Consider the following 15,396-nt stretch of genomic DNA (forward strand, 5'->3'; position numbering starts at 1 on the left):
TCATAGGTTAGTTATTTTTTTTTTATTGATACAGTGTGCCCTACGACTCTCTACGTAGGTGCTCGTCGGCAGCGTCAGATGTGTATAAGAGCCACCCCCTCTCCCCCCACCCCCTCGTACCTCGGGGCGGGGCCCTGAGAGGGGCCGTTCCAGCGACCCGTCACGAGGCAAGGAGCGTTCCGTCATGGCGCACGAGGAGACGGTCTACGACGCGCTGGACCACGCGCACGGGGGCGAGGGGCACTGGGCCTTCGGCACCGGCTTCGACGAGCCGCTGGCCGGGGTCGACACCACCGTGCCCGACGGCGTCGACCCGGCCGACCTGGGCGTCTACTGCCTGATGCTGGGGGACGACGCCCTGGTGCTCGCCCAGCGGCTGACCCAGTGGGTCACCGCCGCGCCGGAGCTGGAGGAGGAGGTCGCGATCGCCAACGTGGCCCTCGACCTGCTCGGCCAGGCCCGGCTGCTGCTCGCCCGCGCCGGCTCGGTCGGCGTGCTCGGGCGCTCGCGGGAACGGGCCACCGACACCATCCCCGACGAGGACGCACTGGCCTACTTCCGGGACCCCGACGAGTTCCGCAACACCGGGCTGGTCGAGGCCGAGAACGGCGACTTCGGGCAGACGATGGTCCGCCTGCTGGTGGCCTCGACGGTGCGGCTGGCGGTCTTCGCCCGTCTGCGGGAGTCCCGCGACCCGGTGCTGGCGGCGATCGCGGCCAAGGGCGTCAACGAGCTGGCCTACCACCGCGACCACGCGGCGCGGTGGGTGCTGCGCCTGGGCGACGGCACCGCGGAGTCGCACCGGCGGGTGCAGGACGGCGTCGACGCGGTCTGGCCGCTGCTCGCCGACGTGCTCACCACCACCGACGTCGAACGGCGGCTGGTCGCCGGCGGCGTCGCCGTCGACCCGGCCGACGTCCGCGAGGAGGTGCAGTCCGTGCTCACCCGGGTGCTCGAGCGGGCCACCCTGCGCCTGCCCGACTGGCCGGCCGACACGGCACCGCGCGGCCGGGTCGGCGAGCACGGCCCGGAGCTCACCGCGCTGCTGGGCACGCTCCAGGGCCTGGCCCGCCAACACCCGGCGGCGACCTGGTGACCGCCCCCCATCGCCTTTCGCGCGCGAAAAGCGATCCGGGCGACGGCCTTTCGCGCGCGAAAGGCGATCCCCGGGCCGTCGCCGAGACTGTCACCGACCCCGAGCTGCCCGCGCTGACCCTCGCCGACCTCGGCATCCTCCGCGACGTGCGGGTCCAGGACGGCACCGTCGTCGTCGACGTCACCCCCACCTACAGCGGCTGCCCGGCCATGGGCGTGATGCGCGCCGACCTGCTGCACGCCCTGCACTCGGCGGGGTTCGACGACGTCGAGGTCCGCACCGTCCTCTCCCCCGCGTGGTCGACCGACTGGATCACCGACGCGGGCCGCCGCAAGCTCGCCGCCGCCGGCATCGCCCCGCCGGGGAGGGCGCCGGTCCGCCCCGCCGGCCCGGTGCCGCTGCAGCTCGGCCCGACCCGCCGCACGGCCGACTGCCCGCTGTGCGGCTCGCCGGACACCGAGGAGCTGAGCGAGTTCGGCGCCACGGCCTGCAAGGCGCTGCGCTGCTGCCGCACCTGCCGCGAGCCCTTCGAGCGCGTCAAGGAGATCTGACCCGTGACCGCCAGCACCCGGCGTCGCCCGCAGTTCCACCCGCTGAAGGTCGCCCGCGTCGAGCAGCTGACCGACGACGCGGTCGCCGTCACCTTCGACGTCCCCCCGGAACTGGCCGAGGACTACGCGTTCCGGCCCGGCCAGGCGCTGACCCTGCGCCGGGTGGACGGCGACCGCGACGAGCGGCGCTCCTACTCCATCTGCGCGCCGGTGGGCGCTCCGCCGCGGGTCGGCGTGCGTGAGGTGCCCGGCGGCTTCTTCTCCTCCTACCTCGTGCACGAGGTGCAGCCCGGCGACGAGATCGAGGTACTCCCCCCGTCGGGGACCTTCACCGCCGACCTGTCCGTCCCCGCCGACCACGTCTTCGTCGTCGCCGGCTCCGGCATCACCCCGGCGCTGTCCCTGGCCGCCAGCGTGCTGCGCGACGGGGAGTCGACCGTCACCGTCTTCTACGGCAACCGGCGCACCAACACGGTGATGTTCGCCGACGAGCTGGCCGACCTGAAGGACCGCTACGGCACCCGCCTGCAGCTGGTGCACGTGCTCTCGCGCGAGCCCCGGGACGCCGAGCTGACCAGCGGCCGGCTCGACCGCGACCGGCTGCAGACGCTGATCGGGACGTTCGTCGACGCCGGGCACGTCGACCACTGGTGGCTGTGCGGCCCGCACGGGATGGTCAGCGACGCCCGCGAGCTGCTGGCCGAGCTCGGCGTCCCGGCCGAGAAGGTGCACCAGGAGCTGTTCTACGTCGACGACGTCCCGCCGCAGCCCGTCCGCGGCGACGACGAGACGGTGACCGGCCCGAGCAGCCAGGTGACGGTGGTGCTCGACGGCCGGACGACGACCCTGGCGCTGCCCCGCGACGTGCCGGTCCTGGACTCCGCCCAGCGGGTCCGCTCCGACCTGCCGTTCGCCTGCAAGGGCGGCGTGTGCGGCACCTGCCGGGCGCGGGTCACCGAGGGCGAGGTGCAGATGCGCCGCAACTACGCCCTCGAGCCGGAGGAGGTCGAGGCCGGCTACGTGCTCACCTGCCAGACGGTGCCGCTCTCCGACGCGGTCACCGTCGACTACGACGCCTGAGCCGATGCGCGCGATCCCGCCGGGCGCGGCCGCGGACCTCGACGTCGTCGTCACCGCGGCGATGACCGTCGACTTCGACCAGCTGGGCCCGGTGCACCCGGTCTACGCCACCTACGCGATGGCCAAGCACTTCGAGGAGGCCGGCCGCACGCTCCTCCTGCCGTACCTCGAGCCGGGCGAGGCGGCGATCGGGACGGCGGTCTCCGTCGAGCACCTCGCCCCGGCCTGGGTGGGCGACCGGGTCCGGGTGACCGCCCGCTGCGCCGAGGTCGCGGGCGGCCGGCTCACCTGCGCGCTGACCGCCGTCGACGCCACCGGCCGCCTGCTCGGTCGCGGCACGACCGGGCAGGCGGTGCTCCCGGAGGCGGTCGTCGAGGCCCGGGTCGGCGAGGCGGCGCGGCGCGCCCGCGGCCCGGCGTCCTCAGCCGGCTGACGCCGCCGCCGACGGGTGCGGCTCGGTCGCGAACACGGTCACCAGGTCGGCGCCGCCCCAGGACCGCTCACCGCATGGAGTGCGGCTCCCGCGGGCACATCCTGGACCCGTCCGCAGCCGACCCCGGGAGGACCCCGTGACGACCACCCGCACCCGCCGCTGGCGCCTGGCCGCCGCCGGCATCGCGATCGCCGCGACCTCCTTCACCACCGCCGCCTGCGGCTCCGACGTCGTGGACGACGGCGTCGAGCAGGAGGTCGAGGACGCCGGCAACGAGGTCGAGGAGGAGGTCGACGGCGGCGACCAGGACGACGACGGCTGACCGCCCCGCCCGCCGCGTGACCGCGAGCCGCACGGGGTAGGCGGCCGCCCGTGAGCACCGACGCGACCACCACCTCGGCGAGCCGCGCGCAGCGGCTCGACCGGCTGCCGTTCACCCGCGAGCACGGCCGGCTCGTGGTGGGCTCCGGCCTGGGCTGGGCGCTGGACGCGATGGACGTCGGGCTCATCTCCTTCGTGATGGCCGCGCTCGCCGTCCAGTGGTCGCTCACCCCGACCGAGCTGTCCTGGATCGGGTCGATCGGCTTCGTCGGGATGGCGCTGGGCGCCACGCTCGGCGGGCTGCTGGCCGACCGGATCGGCCGGCGGCAGGTCTTCGCGCTCACCCTGCTGGTGTTCGGCCTGGCCACCGGAGCCGCCGCGCTGGCGTGGTCGGTGGCCTCACTGCTGGTGTTCCGGTTCCTCATCGGGCTGGGCCTGGGCGCCGAGCTGCCGGTCGCCTCCACCCTGGTCAGCGAGTACGCCCCGGCCCGGGTGCGCGGCCGCGTGGTCGTGGCGCTGGAGGCGTTCTGGGCGGTCGGCTGGCTGCTGGCCGCGCTGATCGGCTACCTCGTCGTCCCCGGCAGCGACGACGGCTGGCGGTGGGCGCTGGCGCTGGGCGCCGTCCCCGCGCTGTACGCGGTCGTGGTGCGCCGCGGGCTGCCCGAGTCGGTGCGCTTCCTGCAGCTGCGCGGCCGGACCGACGAGGCCGAGGCCGCGGTGCGCCGCTTCGAGTCGGCGGCCGGGGTGCCCCCGGTGCCGTCGGCCCCGGCCCGGCCGGTGCCGGCCGCGCGGCCCGGCGCGCTGTGGGCGGCGGGCTCCCGTCAGCAGACGGCGGCGCTCTGGACGGTCTGGTTCGGCATCAACTTCGCCTACTACGGCGCCTTCATCTGGCTGCCCACACTGCTGGTCGCCTCCGGCTTCTCGCTGGTGCGGTCCTTCGGCTTCACGCTGCTGATCACGCTGGCCCAGCTGCCCGGCTACGCCGCCGCGGCGCTGCTGATCGAGTGGTGGGGCCGCCGCCTGACGCTCGTGGTGTTCCTGCTGGGCTCCGCGGCCGGCGCCGGGTTGTTCGCAGCGGCCGACGGCGACACCGCCGTCCTGGTGACCGGCATGGTGCTGTCGTTCTTCAACCTCGGGGCCTGGGGCGCGGTCTACGCGGTGACGCCGGAGGTCTACCCCACCGCGCTGCGGGCCACCGGTGCGGGCGCGGCAGCCGGCTTCGGCCGGATCGCCTCGATCGTCGCGCCGCTGTGCGTGCCGCCGCTGCTGGCCGCCGGCGGCAACGGCCTGGTGTTCGGCACCTTCGCCGCCTTCTTCGTGCTCGCCGCGCTGGCCGGCTGGGCGCTGCCCGAACGCCGCGGCGAGTCGCTGGAGGCCCTCATCCACCCGTGACCACGGCGGCGGGACAGGTTGTCGGTGGACCGGGTACAGCGGGCTGGAGGCGGGTAGCGGCACTGCATGGCTGCACCGACCCGCGACCGTCTGCAGGGCCTGAAGGTCGCCGTCACCGGCGCCAGCGGCAACGTGGGGACGGCGCTGCTGCGCCGGCTCACCGCGCCTGGCAGCGGCGTGGCCGAGGTGCGGGGGCTGGTCCGGCGGCAGCCGCCGTCCATCGCCCCCTACGACGGCGTGCGGTGGCACCTGGCCGACCTCGGCGAGACCCGCAGCGAGCACGAGCTGACCCGCTTCCTCGACGGCGTCGACGCCGTCGTCCACCTGGCCTGGGCGCTGCAGCCGGGTCGGCAGCCCGAGCGGCTGCACCGGGTCAACGTCGACGGCACCCGGCGGCTGGCGCGCGCCGCGGCCGGCGCCGGCGTGCGGCACTTCGTGCACCTGTCCTCGCTGGGCGCCTACGCCGCCGGCGGCGGCGACCGGGAGGTCGCCGAGGACTGGCCGACCACCGGCATCCCCAGCTCCCGGTACAGCCGCGACAAGTCCCAGGCCGAGCTGGTCGTCCGCGAGCTGCTCGGCTCCCGCGAGGGGACGACGCTGACCGTGGTGCGCCCGACGCTGGTGCTGCAGCCGGAGGCCAGCAGCGAGATCGGCCGCTACTTCCTCGGGCCGCTGCTGTTCGGCGCCGCCCGCCTGCTGCCCGGATCGGTGGCCCGGCTGCTGCCGCTGCCCCTGCCGTCGGTGCGGGTCCAGTTCGTGCACGCCGACGACGTCGCCGACGCCCTGGTGGCCATGCTCGACCGCCGCGCCGCCGGGCCGTTCAACCTCGCCGCCGCGCCGACCTTCGACGCCGACTCCCTCGCCCGCGCGCTGGGCACGGTGCGGGTCCCGGTGCCGGTCTTCGCGCTGCGCACGGCGCTGTCGGTGGCCTTCCACGCCCACCTGGTGCCCACCGAGCCCGGCTGGCTGGACATCGGCCTGCGGGCGCCCGCGCTGGACACGACCCGCGCCCGCCGGCTGCTGGACTGGACGCCGGCCCATCCCGGGGACGAGGTGCTGCGGCAGTTCGTCGCCGCGCTCGGCCGTGGCGAGGGCGCGCCCGGTCCGCTGCTGCACCCCGCCGGCGGCCCGGAGCGCGACCCCGCCGGCGACCCGGCGAACGTGCCCGGCCCCCGCGCCACCTGAAGGTGCTCGACCACCCGCTCGCCGGGCTGCTCCGGGAGGCGGCCGCCGGACGGTTCCCCGCGGCGGACGGCGACTGGCGACGGGTGCCGCCGTGGCGGCCGGGACTGGAGGCCGTCGTCGCCTTCACCGGGCACGCGGTGCTCGCGGTCGCCGACGACGTGACCGACGAGCGGTTGTGCGGGCTCGGCGTCGACGGGTACGGCGGCGCGCACGACCCCCGCGTCGTCACCGCGCTGGCCGGGCCGGACGGGTGGGTCGACAGCCTCGACGCGCTCCTCGTCGCCCGCGGCAGCGGTGCCGGGGGCTCGCTGGTGGCGCGCCTCGACCTGCGCACTCACCCGCGGGTGGCCTTCGCCGCCGCGCTGCGCGGGGACCTGCGGGTACTCGGGTACCCCGACGGCGCGTCGGTGGCCGTCCTCGGCACCGGCGTCGGCGGGCTGACCGAGCTCAGCGTCGAACTGGAGCCGGAGGGGCGGGGCCGCGGCGCGGGGACAGCGCTCGCGCGGGACGCCCTCGCCGCGGTGCCCGCCGGTGAGCTCGTCGTGGCCGCGGTGGCGCCGGGCAACGCGGCCAGCCTGCGCGCCCTGCTGGCGGCCGGCTTCGCTCCCGTCGCCTCCCTGCAGCTGTTCCGGCGCTAGCTCGGCTCCCGGGCCGTCCAGGCACCGACGGGGCGGTCCATCGAGCCGAACACCCCGGCGGCGTGCTCGGGGCGCAGCGCGACGAAGGTCCACCAGCTCGCGCAGCACCGCACCCAGCTCCCCGACGACCTCCCGCCGGACGGCCCGTTCCGGCCCCGCCAGCACTTCAGCCACGCGGCATCCCGGCGTCGCGCAGCAGCCCGCCGCCGATGATCACCCGCTGCACCTCGCTGGTGCCCTCGTAGAGCCGGTAGAGCCGGGCGTCGCGGTAGAAGCGCTCGACCGGCGTCGTCCGCAGGTAGCCGAGGCCGCCGTGCACCTGCACCGCGCGGTCGACGGCGCGGCCGACCATCTCGGTGCAGAAGAGCTTCGCCGACGACGGCCCGATCGCGGTGTCCTCGCCCGTGTCGTAGCGGGCGGCGACGTCGCGGACCATCGCCCGGCCGGCCAGCAGCTCGGCGTGCATGTCGGCGAGGTGGGCCTGCACCAGCTGGAACCGGCCGATCGGGGCGCCGCCCTGCTTGGCCGTCGCGGCGTAGGCGACCGACTCGTCGAGCACCCGCTGGGCCATCCCGACGCAGAGCGCGGCGATGTGCAGCCGGCCGCGGGAGAGCACGGTGAGCGCCTTGGCGTAGCCGCGGCCCTCCTCGCCGATGAGCGCGTCGGCGGGCACCCGGGTGTCGTCGAGGAAGACCTCGGCCGTCCACGCGCCGGCCTGGCCCATCTTGCGGTCCTTCGGGCCGACGGTGACCCCGGGCGCCCGCGCGTCGACGACGAAGCTGGAGATGCCCCGCCCGCCCTGCTCGGCCGGGTCGCTGCGGGCGAAGACGACGAACAGGTCGGCGATCGGCGCGTTGGTGATGTAGCGCTTGCTGCCGTTGATGACCCAGCCGTCGCCGTCGCGGTGGGCCGTCGTCCGCAGGGACGACGGGTCGGACCCGGCCTCGGCCTCGGTCAGCGCGAAGGAGCCGATCAGCTCCCCCGACGCCAGCCGCGGCAGGTACGTCTTCCGCTGCTCGTCGCTGCCGAACTTGGCGATCACCTGGCCGGCGATGCCGTTGTTGGTGCCGAACAGCGAGCGGAACGCGGGCGTGGTGTAGCCGAACTCGAAGGCCAGCTCGACGTCCTCGGCCATCGTGACGCCCAGGCCGCCGTGCTCCTCGGGCAGCGCGTAGCCGAACAGGCCCATCTCGGCGGCCCGGGCGCGCAGCTCGCCGGGGACGCGGTCCTCGTCCTCGATGCGTTCCTCGAGCGGGACGACGACCTCCCGCACGAGCTGCCGGACGGCGTCCCTGACCTGGCGGAAGTCCTCGGCGTCCACGGCGCCATGGTGCCGCGCGTCACGTCCGGTCGCCGCGGCGGGGTCGCCCGGACCCCTGCGCGCAGCGCAGTCGGGCAGGCACGCTTGGTTGTAGGCGGTCACGACCAGCACTACGGTCGGTGCGGACCGCCCGAAACCGCCGGCGGTGCAGCACACCGTGTCGAGGTCGCCGTGCCGCACCTGCAGATCGCCGTCGTCCGCGTTCCGGACCAGGTCGTCGTCCGGCTGACCGGCGACGTCGACGTCCTGGCCGCTCCCCGCCTGACGCAGGCCCTGCAGGAGGCCGCCCTCATCGGGCGCGGCGCGGTCGTGGTGGACGTCGCCGGCGCCCGGTTCCGCGACTGCTCCGGCCTGCAGGTGCTGGCCGTCTTCTCCGACGCGCTGGTCCCCGCCGGCCGCCGGTGCCGCGTCGTGGGCGCCCCCGCCGCCACCCGCCACCTGGTCCGCTCGGCCGGGCTCGGCGAGCGGCTCGAGCTCGACGGGCCGGTGGACGAGGTCGACCCGCGCCCCGCCGTCCCCCTGCCCACGCCGCGCACGCCGTCCCCGGCGCGCCGCGCGGCGCCGCCGTACCAGCTGCGGCCCGCGCGACGCGCCGAGGACCGGCCGCTCCGCCGGCGGGTGCGGCCGGGGACGCTGCGCCGCTGGCGCTGAGAGGCCCCGTCCCGGGCCCCGCCCTGAGCCTGCGAAGGGTGGGGAGGACGGGGTCCTTCTTCAGGCCAGGGCGTCCAGGCGGGCCATGTCCTCGTCCGACAGCCGGAGCTGCGCCGCACCCAGGTTCTCGGTCAGGTGCTCGACGGACTTGGTGCCCGGGATGGGGAGCACGACCGGTGACTTGTGCAGCAGCCAGGCCAGCGCCACCTGGGACGGCGTGGCGTCCAGCTCCCGGGCGACGTCGGCGACCGGGCTGTCCGGCGCAGCCAGGTCACCGGTCGCGATCGGGAACCACGGGATGAAGCCGATGCCGTGCTCGGTCGAGTAGTCGAGGACGTCCTGTGACTGCCGGTTGGTCAGGTTGTAGAGGTTCTGCACGCTGACGATCTCGACGATCGACCGGGCCTGCTCCAGCTCGGCCACCGAGACCTCGGAGACGCCGATGTGGCGGACCTTGCCCTCGTCCTGCAGCTCCTTGAAGGCGCCGAGCTGGTCGGCCAGCGGCACCTCGGCGTCGATGCGGTGCAGCTGGATGAGGTCGATGCGCTCGAGTCGGAGGGTGCGCAGCGACAGCTCGACCTGCTGCTTCAGGTAGGCCGGGCGGCCGACCGGCGTCCAGATGCCCGGACCCTGCCGGGTCAGGCCGGCCTTGGTCGCGATGACCAGGCCCTCCGGGTACGGGTGCAGCGCCTCGGCGATGATCCGCTCGCTGACCACCGGGCCGTAGGAGTCGGCGGTGTCGATGAAGTCCACGCCCTGCTCGACGGCGGCGCGCACGACGCGGCGGGCGTTCTCCGGGTCGGCCGGCTCGCCCCACACGCCGGGGCCGGGGAGCTGCATGGCGCCGTAGCCGAGACGGTGGACGGGCAGGTCCCCGCCGATCGAGAAGGTGTCACTGGGCGCGACCGTGGTCATGCTGCCTCCAGGGGGTCGGCCCGCGGCCGGGTGCCACGGGGGTCCGAGCCCGGCAGCACCCGCAGCGGCCGTTGCTCTTCCAGGATGTGACCGCCGACACGAGGAGGGGCCATGGGCGAGATCGTGGTGCTGCGGCACGGGCAGACCGAGTGGAGCCTCAGCGGCCAGCACACCAGCGTCACCGACCTGCCGCTGCTGCCCGAGGGCGAGGAGCAGGCCCGCCGACTGCGCGGCGAGTTCGGGGACCGCCGGTTCGCCGCGGTCTGGGTGAGCCCCCGGCTGCGGGCCCGGCGGACCGCCGAGCTGGCCGGGCTCACGCCGACCGGCACCGACGAGGACCTCGTCGAGCTCGACTACGGCGGCTACGAGGGCCGGACGACGGCGGAGATCAGCGAGGAGATGGGCCGCACCTGGTCGGTGTGGGTCGACGGCACGGTCCCCGGGGCCACGCCCGGCGAGACGCTGGCGGACGTCGGGGCGCGGGTGGACCGGGTGCTCGACCGTTCCCGGCCGCTGCTCGAGGACGGCGACGTCGCGCTGGTCGCGCACGGGCACGTGCTGCGTATCCTCACCGCCCGCTGGCTCGCCCTCGAGCCCCGGGCGGGGGCCCTGTTCGCGCTGCCGGCGGGCTCCTACGGCGTCCTCGGGCACGAGCACGCCCGGCCGGCGCTCACCGGCTGGGGCCTGCACTGACCCGCGCGACCGGCGGCGGGACCGGACGGCCGAACAGCCAGCCCTGACCCAGGTCGGCGCCGAGCCGGGTGACCTCGTCAGCGATCCGCTCGGTCTCCACGCCCTCGGCCACGACCTGGGCGCCCAGGGTGTGCGCGAGCTCGACGACGGAGCGGACCATCGTGCGCGCGCCGTCGTCGGGCAGCGCCTGCACCAGCGCCCGGCCGAGCTTGACGACGTCCGGCCGGACGGTGGCCATCAGCGAGCGGCTCGACCAGCCTGCCGCGACGTCGTCCAGCGCGACCCGCCAGCCGCGCGCGCGGTGGTGTTCCAGCACCGACAGCAGGTGCCCGCGGTCCCGGACGGCGGAGACCTCGCCCACCTCGACGACCAGCCGGGACGGGTCGATGCCGGCGTCCTCCAGCACCTGCGCGGTGCCGGCCAGGTCCACCTCCGGGCGGTGCACCGACGCGGGGTCGGAGTTGACGAACAGGTCGGCGTCCCCGAGCCAGGCTGCCGCCCCGGTGATCGCCGACTCGCGGCCGATCCGGTCCAGCCGCGACAGCCAGCCGGCGGACTCCGCCACGAAGAAGAGGTCCTCGCCGCCGACCTCCCGGCCGTCGACCGTCCCGCGCAGCAGCGCCTCCTGCGCGACCACGGCGCGGTCGGCCAGCCGGACGATCGGCTGGAACACCGACCACAGCTCGGCCTCGGCGAGCAGGCCGATCTCCGCGGTGACGCCGCGGCGGGCCAGCTCCACGGCGAGCGTGGGCGCGGTGAGCAGCCGGGCGGCCAGGGCCGCCCGGCCGTCCGGCGGGTCCGTGGCCACCCGCAGGTCCTCGGCCTCCGCCGTCGTCAGCTCGCGGGCCAGCCGCCGGAAGAACCGGTCGACGCCGCGGCCGCCGTCCTCGTCGTCGAGGTCGAGCAGGTCCGGGGACGCCGACACCGCCAGCCCCAGTGCCCGCGCCGTACGGGCCACCTCGGCGAGCAGGTGCGCGTCGGGGGTCGCCAGCAGGACCCGGGTCGCCCGGGTGGGGAGGTGCCAGTACTCCCGGCGCCGGAGTCGTCCGTCGGTGCTCACCACCGCACGAGGATGACCGGAGGGCCCGACCGCACCCGAGAGGCGCGCGGCCGGCGAGCCTAGTGCAAGGGCACTAAATGCGGCGACATGCAGCCCCAGACCCGTCGTCGTCGCTCACTTGAATGTCTAAGGTCAACTCATGGTGGTTCTGCAAGAGACCGGGCCCGCCCGCACCTCGCGTGGCGGACGCCCCCGCGACCCGAGCCGGGACGACGTGATCCGGGCGGCCATCCTGCGGCTCCTGGCCGAGGTCGGCTACGGCGCGTTGACCATGGACGCGGTGGCCGCGGAGGCGGGTGTCGGCAAGGCGACCATCTACCGCCGCTGGCGCACCAAGCACGACCTCGTCGTGGACACGATCTCCGACATCAACCGGGCGATCGCGGTGCCGCCGGACACCGGGTCGGTCGAGGGCGACGTCCGGGCGCTCATGGACCTGGTCGTCACGACGGTGCAGAGCCCGGCGGGTTCGGCGATCCGCTCGTTGCTGCCGGCGATGCAGTACCAGCCGGCCCTGGTCGAGGCCTTCCGCAACGGCCCGCTGGCCGTGTGGCGCGGCGCGTTCGCCGAGATGTGGGCCCGGGCCGAGGCGCGCGGCGAGGTCCGTCCCGGCTTGGACCGGACGGTGACGGCGGAGACCATCAGCGCGCTGATCGTCCAGCGCTGGCTGCTGACCGGTGAGCCGCTGGACGACGCCTACGTCGACCGGGTGTTCCAGACCGTCGTCCTGCCGCTGGTGCGCAACGCCCGGCCGACCGCCGGCTGAGTCACCAGCCGAGCGTCCCCGGCTCGCCCTTGAAGGGGCCGACGACCTCGTCGGTGATCCAGCCGCCGTAGAAGTCGCCGGACTGCGCGCGCACGGTCTCGCCGTCGACCAGCGCGCGGTCCACCCGGCTCGGGTAGAAGGCGACCGCACCGCGCAGGTGTGCGTAGCGCTCGACCGGGTCCTCGTAGGACCAGGCCACGCCCGGGTACCGCCGTCCCCCGACGACGGCGTCCCAGTAGGTCGCCGCGCCCTTCCACTCGCACCACGAGCTGCCGGCCGCGCGCTGCAGGACGCCGTCGGTGACGTCCTCGCGCGGGACGTAGTACACCGGCGGGTGGCTGGTCTCGCACACGCGCACGGCGCGGTCGGTGGTCGCGACCACCCGGCCGCCGAGCTCGACGACGACCCGCCGCCCGGTCACCTCGGCCGAGGGCGGGCGGGGGTAGTCCCAGACCGACTCCTGACCGGGGCCGACCGGGTCGGGGCGCGGGTGGCGCACGTCAGTCGTTGCGGTGCCGGACCTTCTGGACCACGACGAGGGTCATGAGCAGGCCGACCGCGCCGACCGCCGCCATCCCCACCGGGGTCTGCAGGAACTGCTGGACGGCGACCTGCCCCTTCGACTTCAGTCGCTGCGGGCTGCTCCGGTAGGCCAGCTGGTCCAGGGTCGCCGCGAGCGACTCACGGGCGGCGTCGATCTCCAGCTGGATCTGTCGAGGGTCGCGAGGCACGGCCGACAGCCTGCCAGACGGCACCGTCGGGGGCGCGTCCGTGCACGGAGGCCACCCGCACGGGCGGCTCGCCGAACCCGCTGGCCGGGCTCCCTATGCTCGGTAGTCACGCGGGAGTGGTGTAACGGCAGCCACGCCAGACTTAGGATCTGGTGCCTTCGGGCGTGGGGGTTCGACTCCCCCCTCCCGCACGTCGTCTCCACGACGTAGTTGCAGGTCAGCGGCTCGGCCACGTCGGCCAGGTACCCGCTCCCCGGATTCGTGATACTCCGGTGATACCTCGCGCCCGTCAGGCGCCGTAGATGAGGGCGGCCACTTGGGCAGCGGCCTCGCGCTGCAGCGTCGGCAGCGCGTGCTGGTAGACGTCCAGGGTGATCGAGATGGTGGCGTGCCCCAGGCGCTCGCTGACGATCTTCGGGTGCACGCCGGCGCGCAGGTAGAGCGTGGCGTGGGTGTGCCGCAGGTCGTGCAGCCGGATTGCCGGCGGCATGGCCTCCCCGAGCTGCCGGGCAGCCGAGGCCAGCTGCCGGGTGAACTCCCGGGACAGCCGCTCGGGGTGACGCAGGCCGCCATCGAGCCGACCGAGGACGTAGGCGTCGTCCCGGGCCAGGGCCAGCGACAGCGCCCCCCGCTGGGCGCGGTGCGCACGCAGTGCGGCCAGCGTTCGCCCGTCCAGGTCGATCACCCGGGACTTGCCCGACTTCGGCGAACCGACCTCCAGACGCTCGCCCTCTCCCTTGGCCTTGACCAGCACCGCGGAGCGGCGGACGGCCAGGGTGCCGGCGTCGAAGTCGACGTCGCCCCAGCGGACGGCCAGCGCCTCGCCGCGGCGCATCCCCGTCATGGCCAGCAGCAGCCACGCCGGGTACAGCTCCGGGCGCTCTCGCTCCGTCCAGTCCAGGAAGGTGCGCAGCTGGTCGGCGTCCCAGGTCTGCATCTCCGGAGACTTGGCCTCCTTCGCCGTCGGCGGCTTGGCCTTCGCCGCGGGGTTGACGGCGATGAGGTTGTCGTCCACCGCCGCGGCGAGGGCGCTGTGCAGGATCGTGTGGATGTAGCGCACGGTGCGCGCCCCGAGGCCGCCGGCGCCGTCGGCGCGGCCGGACGTCTCCAGCTGCCGGTACAGGGCGGTCAGCCGGGTGCCCGTGAGCTGGGCCAGCTTGACGTCCCCGATGTACGGGATGACGTGCAGCCGGACGTTCTTCCGGTACGAGGCGATGGTGGTCGGCCCCTTGCGCAGCCCGTCGAGCCAGGTCGTGAAGTGCCGATCCACGGTGACCTTGGATGGCGCGACGTGCGTGCCCCGGTCGACGTGCCCCAGTTGCTCGCGCAGAGCCGCAGCGGCGTCTCTTCTCGTCTTGAAGCCGCGCTTGAGGACGACGCGCTTCGTCCCGTCCTCACGCTGGGCTGTGAACTTGATCAGGAAACGCGGACCAGCCTTGGTCATGTATTCGCTGATCCCGCCCTCGCCCGCCTGCCGTCGCCGTGGCTTGGCCATCGTCGGAACTCCATTGCTCGGCCCCGTGAAACGCTGCTAGCCCGCTGACCGCTGCACCGCAGGCTCCTGGGTGTGTAGCGGGTGTGTAGCAGCCAGAAGCAGCCCGACGGGCGGCGCAGTCGCGCATCTGTGGGTCCACGCCCACCCTGTGGACTACCAGTGGCCGTGCAGACGCGCGCAGCTATCCGCGAGCCTTCTTGGCAGGCTTCCGTTTTCCTCCAGTTCTTCTCCAGTCAGCCGCATTTGGAGCTGGCGCTGGACACCGATGACGAGATCGGTTACGTCCCTCCTCACGGCGACACAGGCAAGAGGGGTCCGGTCGGCGGCGGTTCGACTCCGTCGCACAGTCGCCATGCAGGATGACCGGTCGCTGGATCACCAGCTGGCGCTTGCCGACGCGCCACCGGGCTCCTCTCCAGTGGAGGCCGGGGGGCACCTTCGACAGGTCAATGTGACGACCAGAACACGTTTATGTCCACGGCATCCCACCGGCATCCGCCACTGGCTGCCGGACAGTCCAGGCCATGTGCTGATCACCGCTCGGCTTCACGTGTGGACCGAGTGGACGACCACATCGGCCAGGGTGCGCAGCCGATCCCCGCCCTCGACGCTGCATCCGCGCTCGGCCAGCAGCGGACGCACCTCTCCAACCGCCCGGGTGATCGTCGAGCGGGACCGAGCGGGACACTCCGGACCAGCAGGCCAGCACGTCATGGGTGACCCCGTGGCGCCGGAGCACCGGGGTGGCCAGCAGCCGGTCGACGAACATCCGGTGCCTGGCACCGCCTCCGACCGCCCCCTGGTGCGGCCGATCGGCCAGTCGCGCGTCCTGACACGCCTGCCAGCGCGGCCCCAGCTCGGCGACCAGCTCAGCCAGGACCGCGAGGGACAGTCCGGTCCCCCGGGCGATTGGCGACAGCGGCGGCACGGGCCAGGCTCCTCGACACCACGACCTTGCTCCGTCGGTAATGAGTCTTTCCCAGTAGTGGCTGGGCCAGGTCGGTGATCATGTGGTCCGGCCGTGCTGGTGATGGAGGAGGACAAGGGCGGCGGCGGTGATCGCGCCGA

General features: G+C 74.7%; 17 protein-coding genes and 1 tRNA gene. 12 read left to right on the forward strand and 6 right to left on the reverse strand.

Translation table 11 applies throughout. The annotated features are described in order from the left end of the window. Nucleotides 1-184: 184 nt before the first annotated feature. The 8 genes from paaC to CNO22_RS19450 all read left to right on the forward strand — a co-directional run bounded on the left by paaC (nucleotide 185) and on the right by CNO22_RS19450 (nucleotide 6,696). The gene (gene paaC, locus CNO22_RS19415; RefSeq protein ID WP_100500921.1) at nucleotides 185-1,096 is read left to right on the forward strand and encodes a 1,2-phenylacetyl-CoA epoxidase subunit PaaC; all 912 of its coding nucleotides are present in this window, start codon (nucleotides 185-187) and stop codon (nucleotides 1,094-1,096) included. Next, nucleotides 1,093-1,647 carry a 1,2-phenylacetyl-CoA epoxidase subunit PaaD gene (paaD, locus tag CNO22_RS19420; protein ID WP_100500922.1) on the forward strand — a complete coding sequence of 185 codons (555 nt, stop codon included), beginning with the start codon at nucleotides 1,093-1,095 and terminating at the stop codon, nucleotides 1,645-1,647. The genes paaC and paaD overlap by 4 nt, the downstream gene beginning before the upstream one ends. A gap of 3 nt (nucleotides 1,648-1,650) precedes the next feature. Beyond that, nucleotides 1,651-2,727, forward strand: coding sequence for a 1,2-phenylacetyl-CoA epoxidase subunit PaaE (gene paaE, locus CNO22_RS19425; protein ID WP_100500923.1), 1,077 nt, complete (start codon nucleotides 1,651-1,653; stop codon nucleotides 2,725-2,727). Between the two features lie 4 nt (nucleotides 2,728-2,731). Further along, nucleotides 2,732-3,160, forward strand: coding sequence for a thioesterase family protein (locus tag CNO22_RS19430; RefSeq protein WP_100500924.1), 429 nt, complete (start codon nucleotides 2,732-2,734; stop codon nucleotides 3,158-3,160). Nucleotides 3,161-3,296: 136 nt separating this feature from the next. After that, nucleotides 3,297-3,482 carry a hypothetical protein gene (locus CNO22_RS27850; RefSeq protein ID WP_157937020.1) on the forward strand — a complete coding sequence of 62 codons (186 nt, stop codon included), beginning with the start codon at nucleotides 3,297-3,299 and terminating at the stop codon, nucleotides 3,480-3,482. Nucleotides 3,483-3,532: 50 nt separating this feature from the next. Further along, nucleotides 3,533-4,873: an MFS transporter gene (locus CNO22_RS19440; RefSeq protein ID WP_100500926.1), complete on the forward strand. Its 1,341-nt coding sequence runs from the start codon at nucleotides 3,533-3,535 to the stop codon at nucleotides 4,871-4,873. A 66-nt stretch (nucleotides 4,874-4,939) separates the two neighbouring features. Continuing rightward, entirely contained in the window at nucleotides 4,940-6,058 is a 1,119-nt protein-coding gene (locus CNO22_RS19445) for an NAD-dependent epimerase/dehydratase family protein (protein ID WP_100500927.1), read from the forward strand. A gap of 2 nt (nucleotides 6,059-6,060) precedes the next feature. Then, entirely contained in the window at nucleotides 6,061-6,696 is a 636-nt protein-coding gene (locus CNO22_RS19450) for an N-acetyltransferase (protein WP_100500928.1), read from the forward strand. Between the two features lie 166 nt (nucleotides 6,697-6,862). Here CNO22_RS19450 and CNO22_RS19455 read toward each other — a convergent pair whose 3' ends face one another. Beyond that, nucleotides 6,863-8,017, reverse strand: a complete 1,155-nt coding sequence (locus CNO22_RS19455; protein ID WP_100500929.1) for an acyl-CoA dehydrogenase family protein — start codon at nucleotides 8,015-8,017, stop codon at nucleotides 6,863-6,865. A gap of 171 nt (nucleotides 8,018-8,188) precedes the next feature. Between CNO22_RS19455 and CNO22_RS19460 the strand changes: the two genes are divergently transcribed. Further along, nucleotides 8,189-8,668: an STAS domain-containing protein gene (locus CNO22_RS19460; RefSeq protein ID WP_157937021.1), complete on the forward strand. Its 480-nt coding sequence runs from the start codon at nucleotides 8,189-8,191 to the stop codon at nucleotides 8,666-8,668. Nucleotides 8,669-8,728: 60 nt separating this feature from the next. Here the strand turns inward: CNO22_RS19460 and CNO22_RS19465 are convergent, their stop codons facing one another. Beyond that, nucleotides 8,729-9,583: an aldo/keto reductase gene (locus CNO22_RS19465; RefSeq protein WP_100500931.1), complete on the reverse strand. Its 855-nt coding sequence runs from the start codon at nucleotides 9,581-9,583 to the stop codon at nucleotides 8,729-8,731. 111 nt (nucleotides 9,584-9,694) lie between these two features. On the opposite strand from CNO22_RS19465, the gene CNO22_RS19470 reads away from it, so the two are divergent. Beyond that, entirely contained in the window at nucleotides 9,695-10,276 is a 582-nt protein-coding gene (locus CNO22_RS19470) for a histidine phosphatase family protein (RefSeq protein ID WP_100500932.1), read from the forward strand. On the opposite strand, the gene CNO22_RS19475 is transcribed toward CNO22_RS19470, so the two are convergent. After that, on the reverse strand, nucleotides 10,254-11,339 hold the full coding sequence (locus CNO22_RS19475; protein WP_100500933.1) for an EAL domain-containing protein: 1,086 nt from the start codon (nucleotides 11,337-11,339) through the stop codon (nucleotides 10,254-10,256). The genes CNO22_RS19470 and CNO22_RS19475 overlap by 23 nt on opposite strands. 136 nt (nucleotides 11,340-11,475) lie before the next feature. On the opposite strand from CNO22_RS19475, the gene CNO22_RS19480 reads away from it, so the two are divergent. Then, nucleotides 11,476-12,102 (forward strand): TetR/AcrR family transcriptional regulator, encoded by a 627-nt coding sequence (locus CNO22_RS19480; protein WP_100500934.1) that lies wholly within the window; start codon nucleotides 11,476-11,478, stop codon nucleotides 12,100-12,102. Between the two features lies 1 nt (nucleotide 12,103). Here the strand turns inward: CNO22_RS19480 and CNO22_RS19485 are convergent, their stop codons facing one another. Both CNO22_RS19485 and CNO22_RS19490 read right to left on the reverse strand, forming a co-directional pair. Continuing rightward, the gene (locus CNO22_RS19485; RefSeq protein WP_100500935.1) at nucleotides 12,104-12,601 is read right to left on the reverse strand and encodes a DUF427 domain-containing protein; all 498 of its coding nucleotides are present in this window, start codon (nucleotides 12,599-12,601) and stop codon (nucleotides 12,104-12,106) included. Between the two features lies 1 nt (nucleotide 12,602). Next, entirely contained in the window at nucleotides 12,603-12,833 is a 231-nt protein-coding gene (locus CNO22_RS19490) for a DUF3618 domain-containing protein (protein WP_100500936.1), read from the reverse strand. Nucleotides 12,834-12,943: 110 nt separating this feature from the next. Between CNO22_RS19490 and CNO22_RS19495 the strand changes: the two genes are divergently transcribed. After that, nucleotides 12,944-13,024 (forward strand) — tRNA-Leu (locus CNO22_RS19495). Nucleotides 13,025-13,122: 98 nt separating this feature from the next. Here the strand turns inward: CNO22_RS19495 and CNO22_RS19500 are convergent. Beyond that, nucleotides 13,123-14,328, reverse strand: coding sequence for a tyrosine-type recombinase/integrase (locus tag CNO22_RS19500; protein ID WP_100500937.1), 1,206 nt, complete (start codon nucleotides 14,326-14,328; stop codon nucleotides 13,123-13,125). Nucleotides 14,329-15,396: the final 1,068 nt, after the last annotated feature.

Source organism: Geodermatophilus chilensis (genome assembly GCF_002802985.1).
GTDB lineage: Bacteria > Actinomycetota > Actinomycetes > Mycobacteriales > Geodermatophilaceae > Geodermatophilus > Geodermatophilus chilensis.

What these genes read in the sequence shown, in the direction of transcription:
- paaC (WP_100500921.1), top strand. Translation starts at nt 185, where the DNA reads ATGGCGCACGAGGAGACGGTCTACGACGCGCTGGACCACGCGCACGGG.
- CNO22_RS19430 (WP_100500924.1), top strand. Translation starts at nt 2,732, where the DNA reads ATGCGCGCGATCCCGCCGGGCGCGGCCGCGGACCTCGACGTCGTCGTC.
- CNO22_RS19445 (WP_100500927.1), top strand. Translation starts at nt 4,940, where the DNA reads ATGGCTGCACCGACCCGCGACCGTCTGCAGGGCCTGAAGGTCGCCGTC.
- CNO22_RS19465 (WP_100500931.1), bottom strand. Translation starts at nt 9,583, where the DNA reads ATGACCACGGTCGCGCCCAGTGACACCTTCTCGATCGGCGGGGACCTG.
- CNO22_RS19470 (WP_100500932.1), top strand. Translation starts at nt 9,695, where the DNA reads ATGGGCGAGATCGTGGTGCTGCGGCACGGGCAGACCGAGTGGAGCCTC.
- CNO22_RS19480 (WP_100500934.1), top strand. Translation starts at nt 11,476, where the DNA reads ATGGTGGTTCTGCAAGAGACCGGGCCCGCCCGCACCTCGCGTGGCGGA.
- CNO22_RS19500 (WP_100500937.1), bottom strand. Translation starts at nt 14,328, where the DNA reads ATGGCCAAGCCACGGCGACGGCAGGCGGGCGAGGGCGGGATCAGCGAA.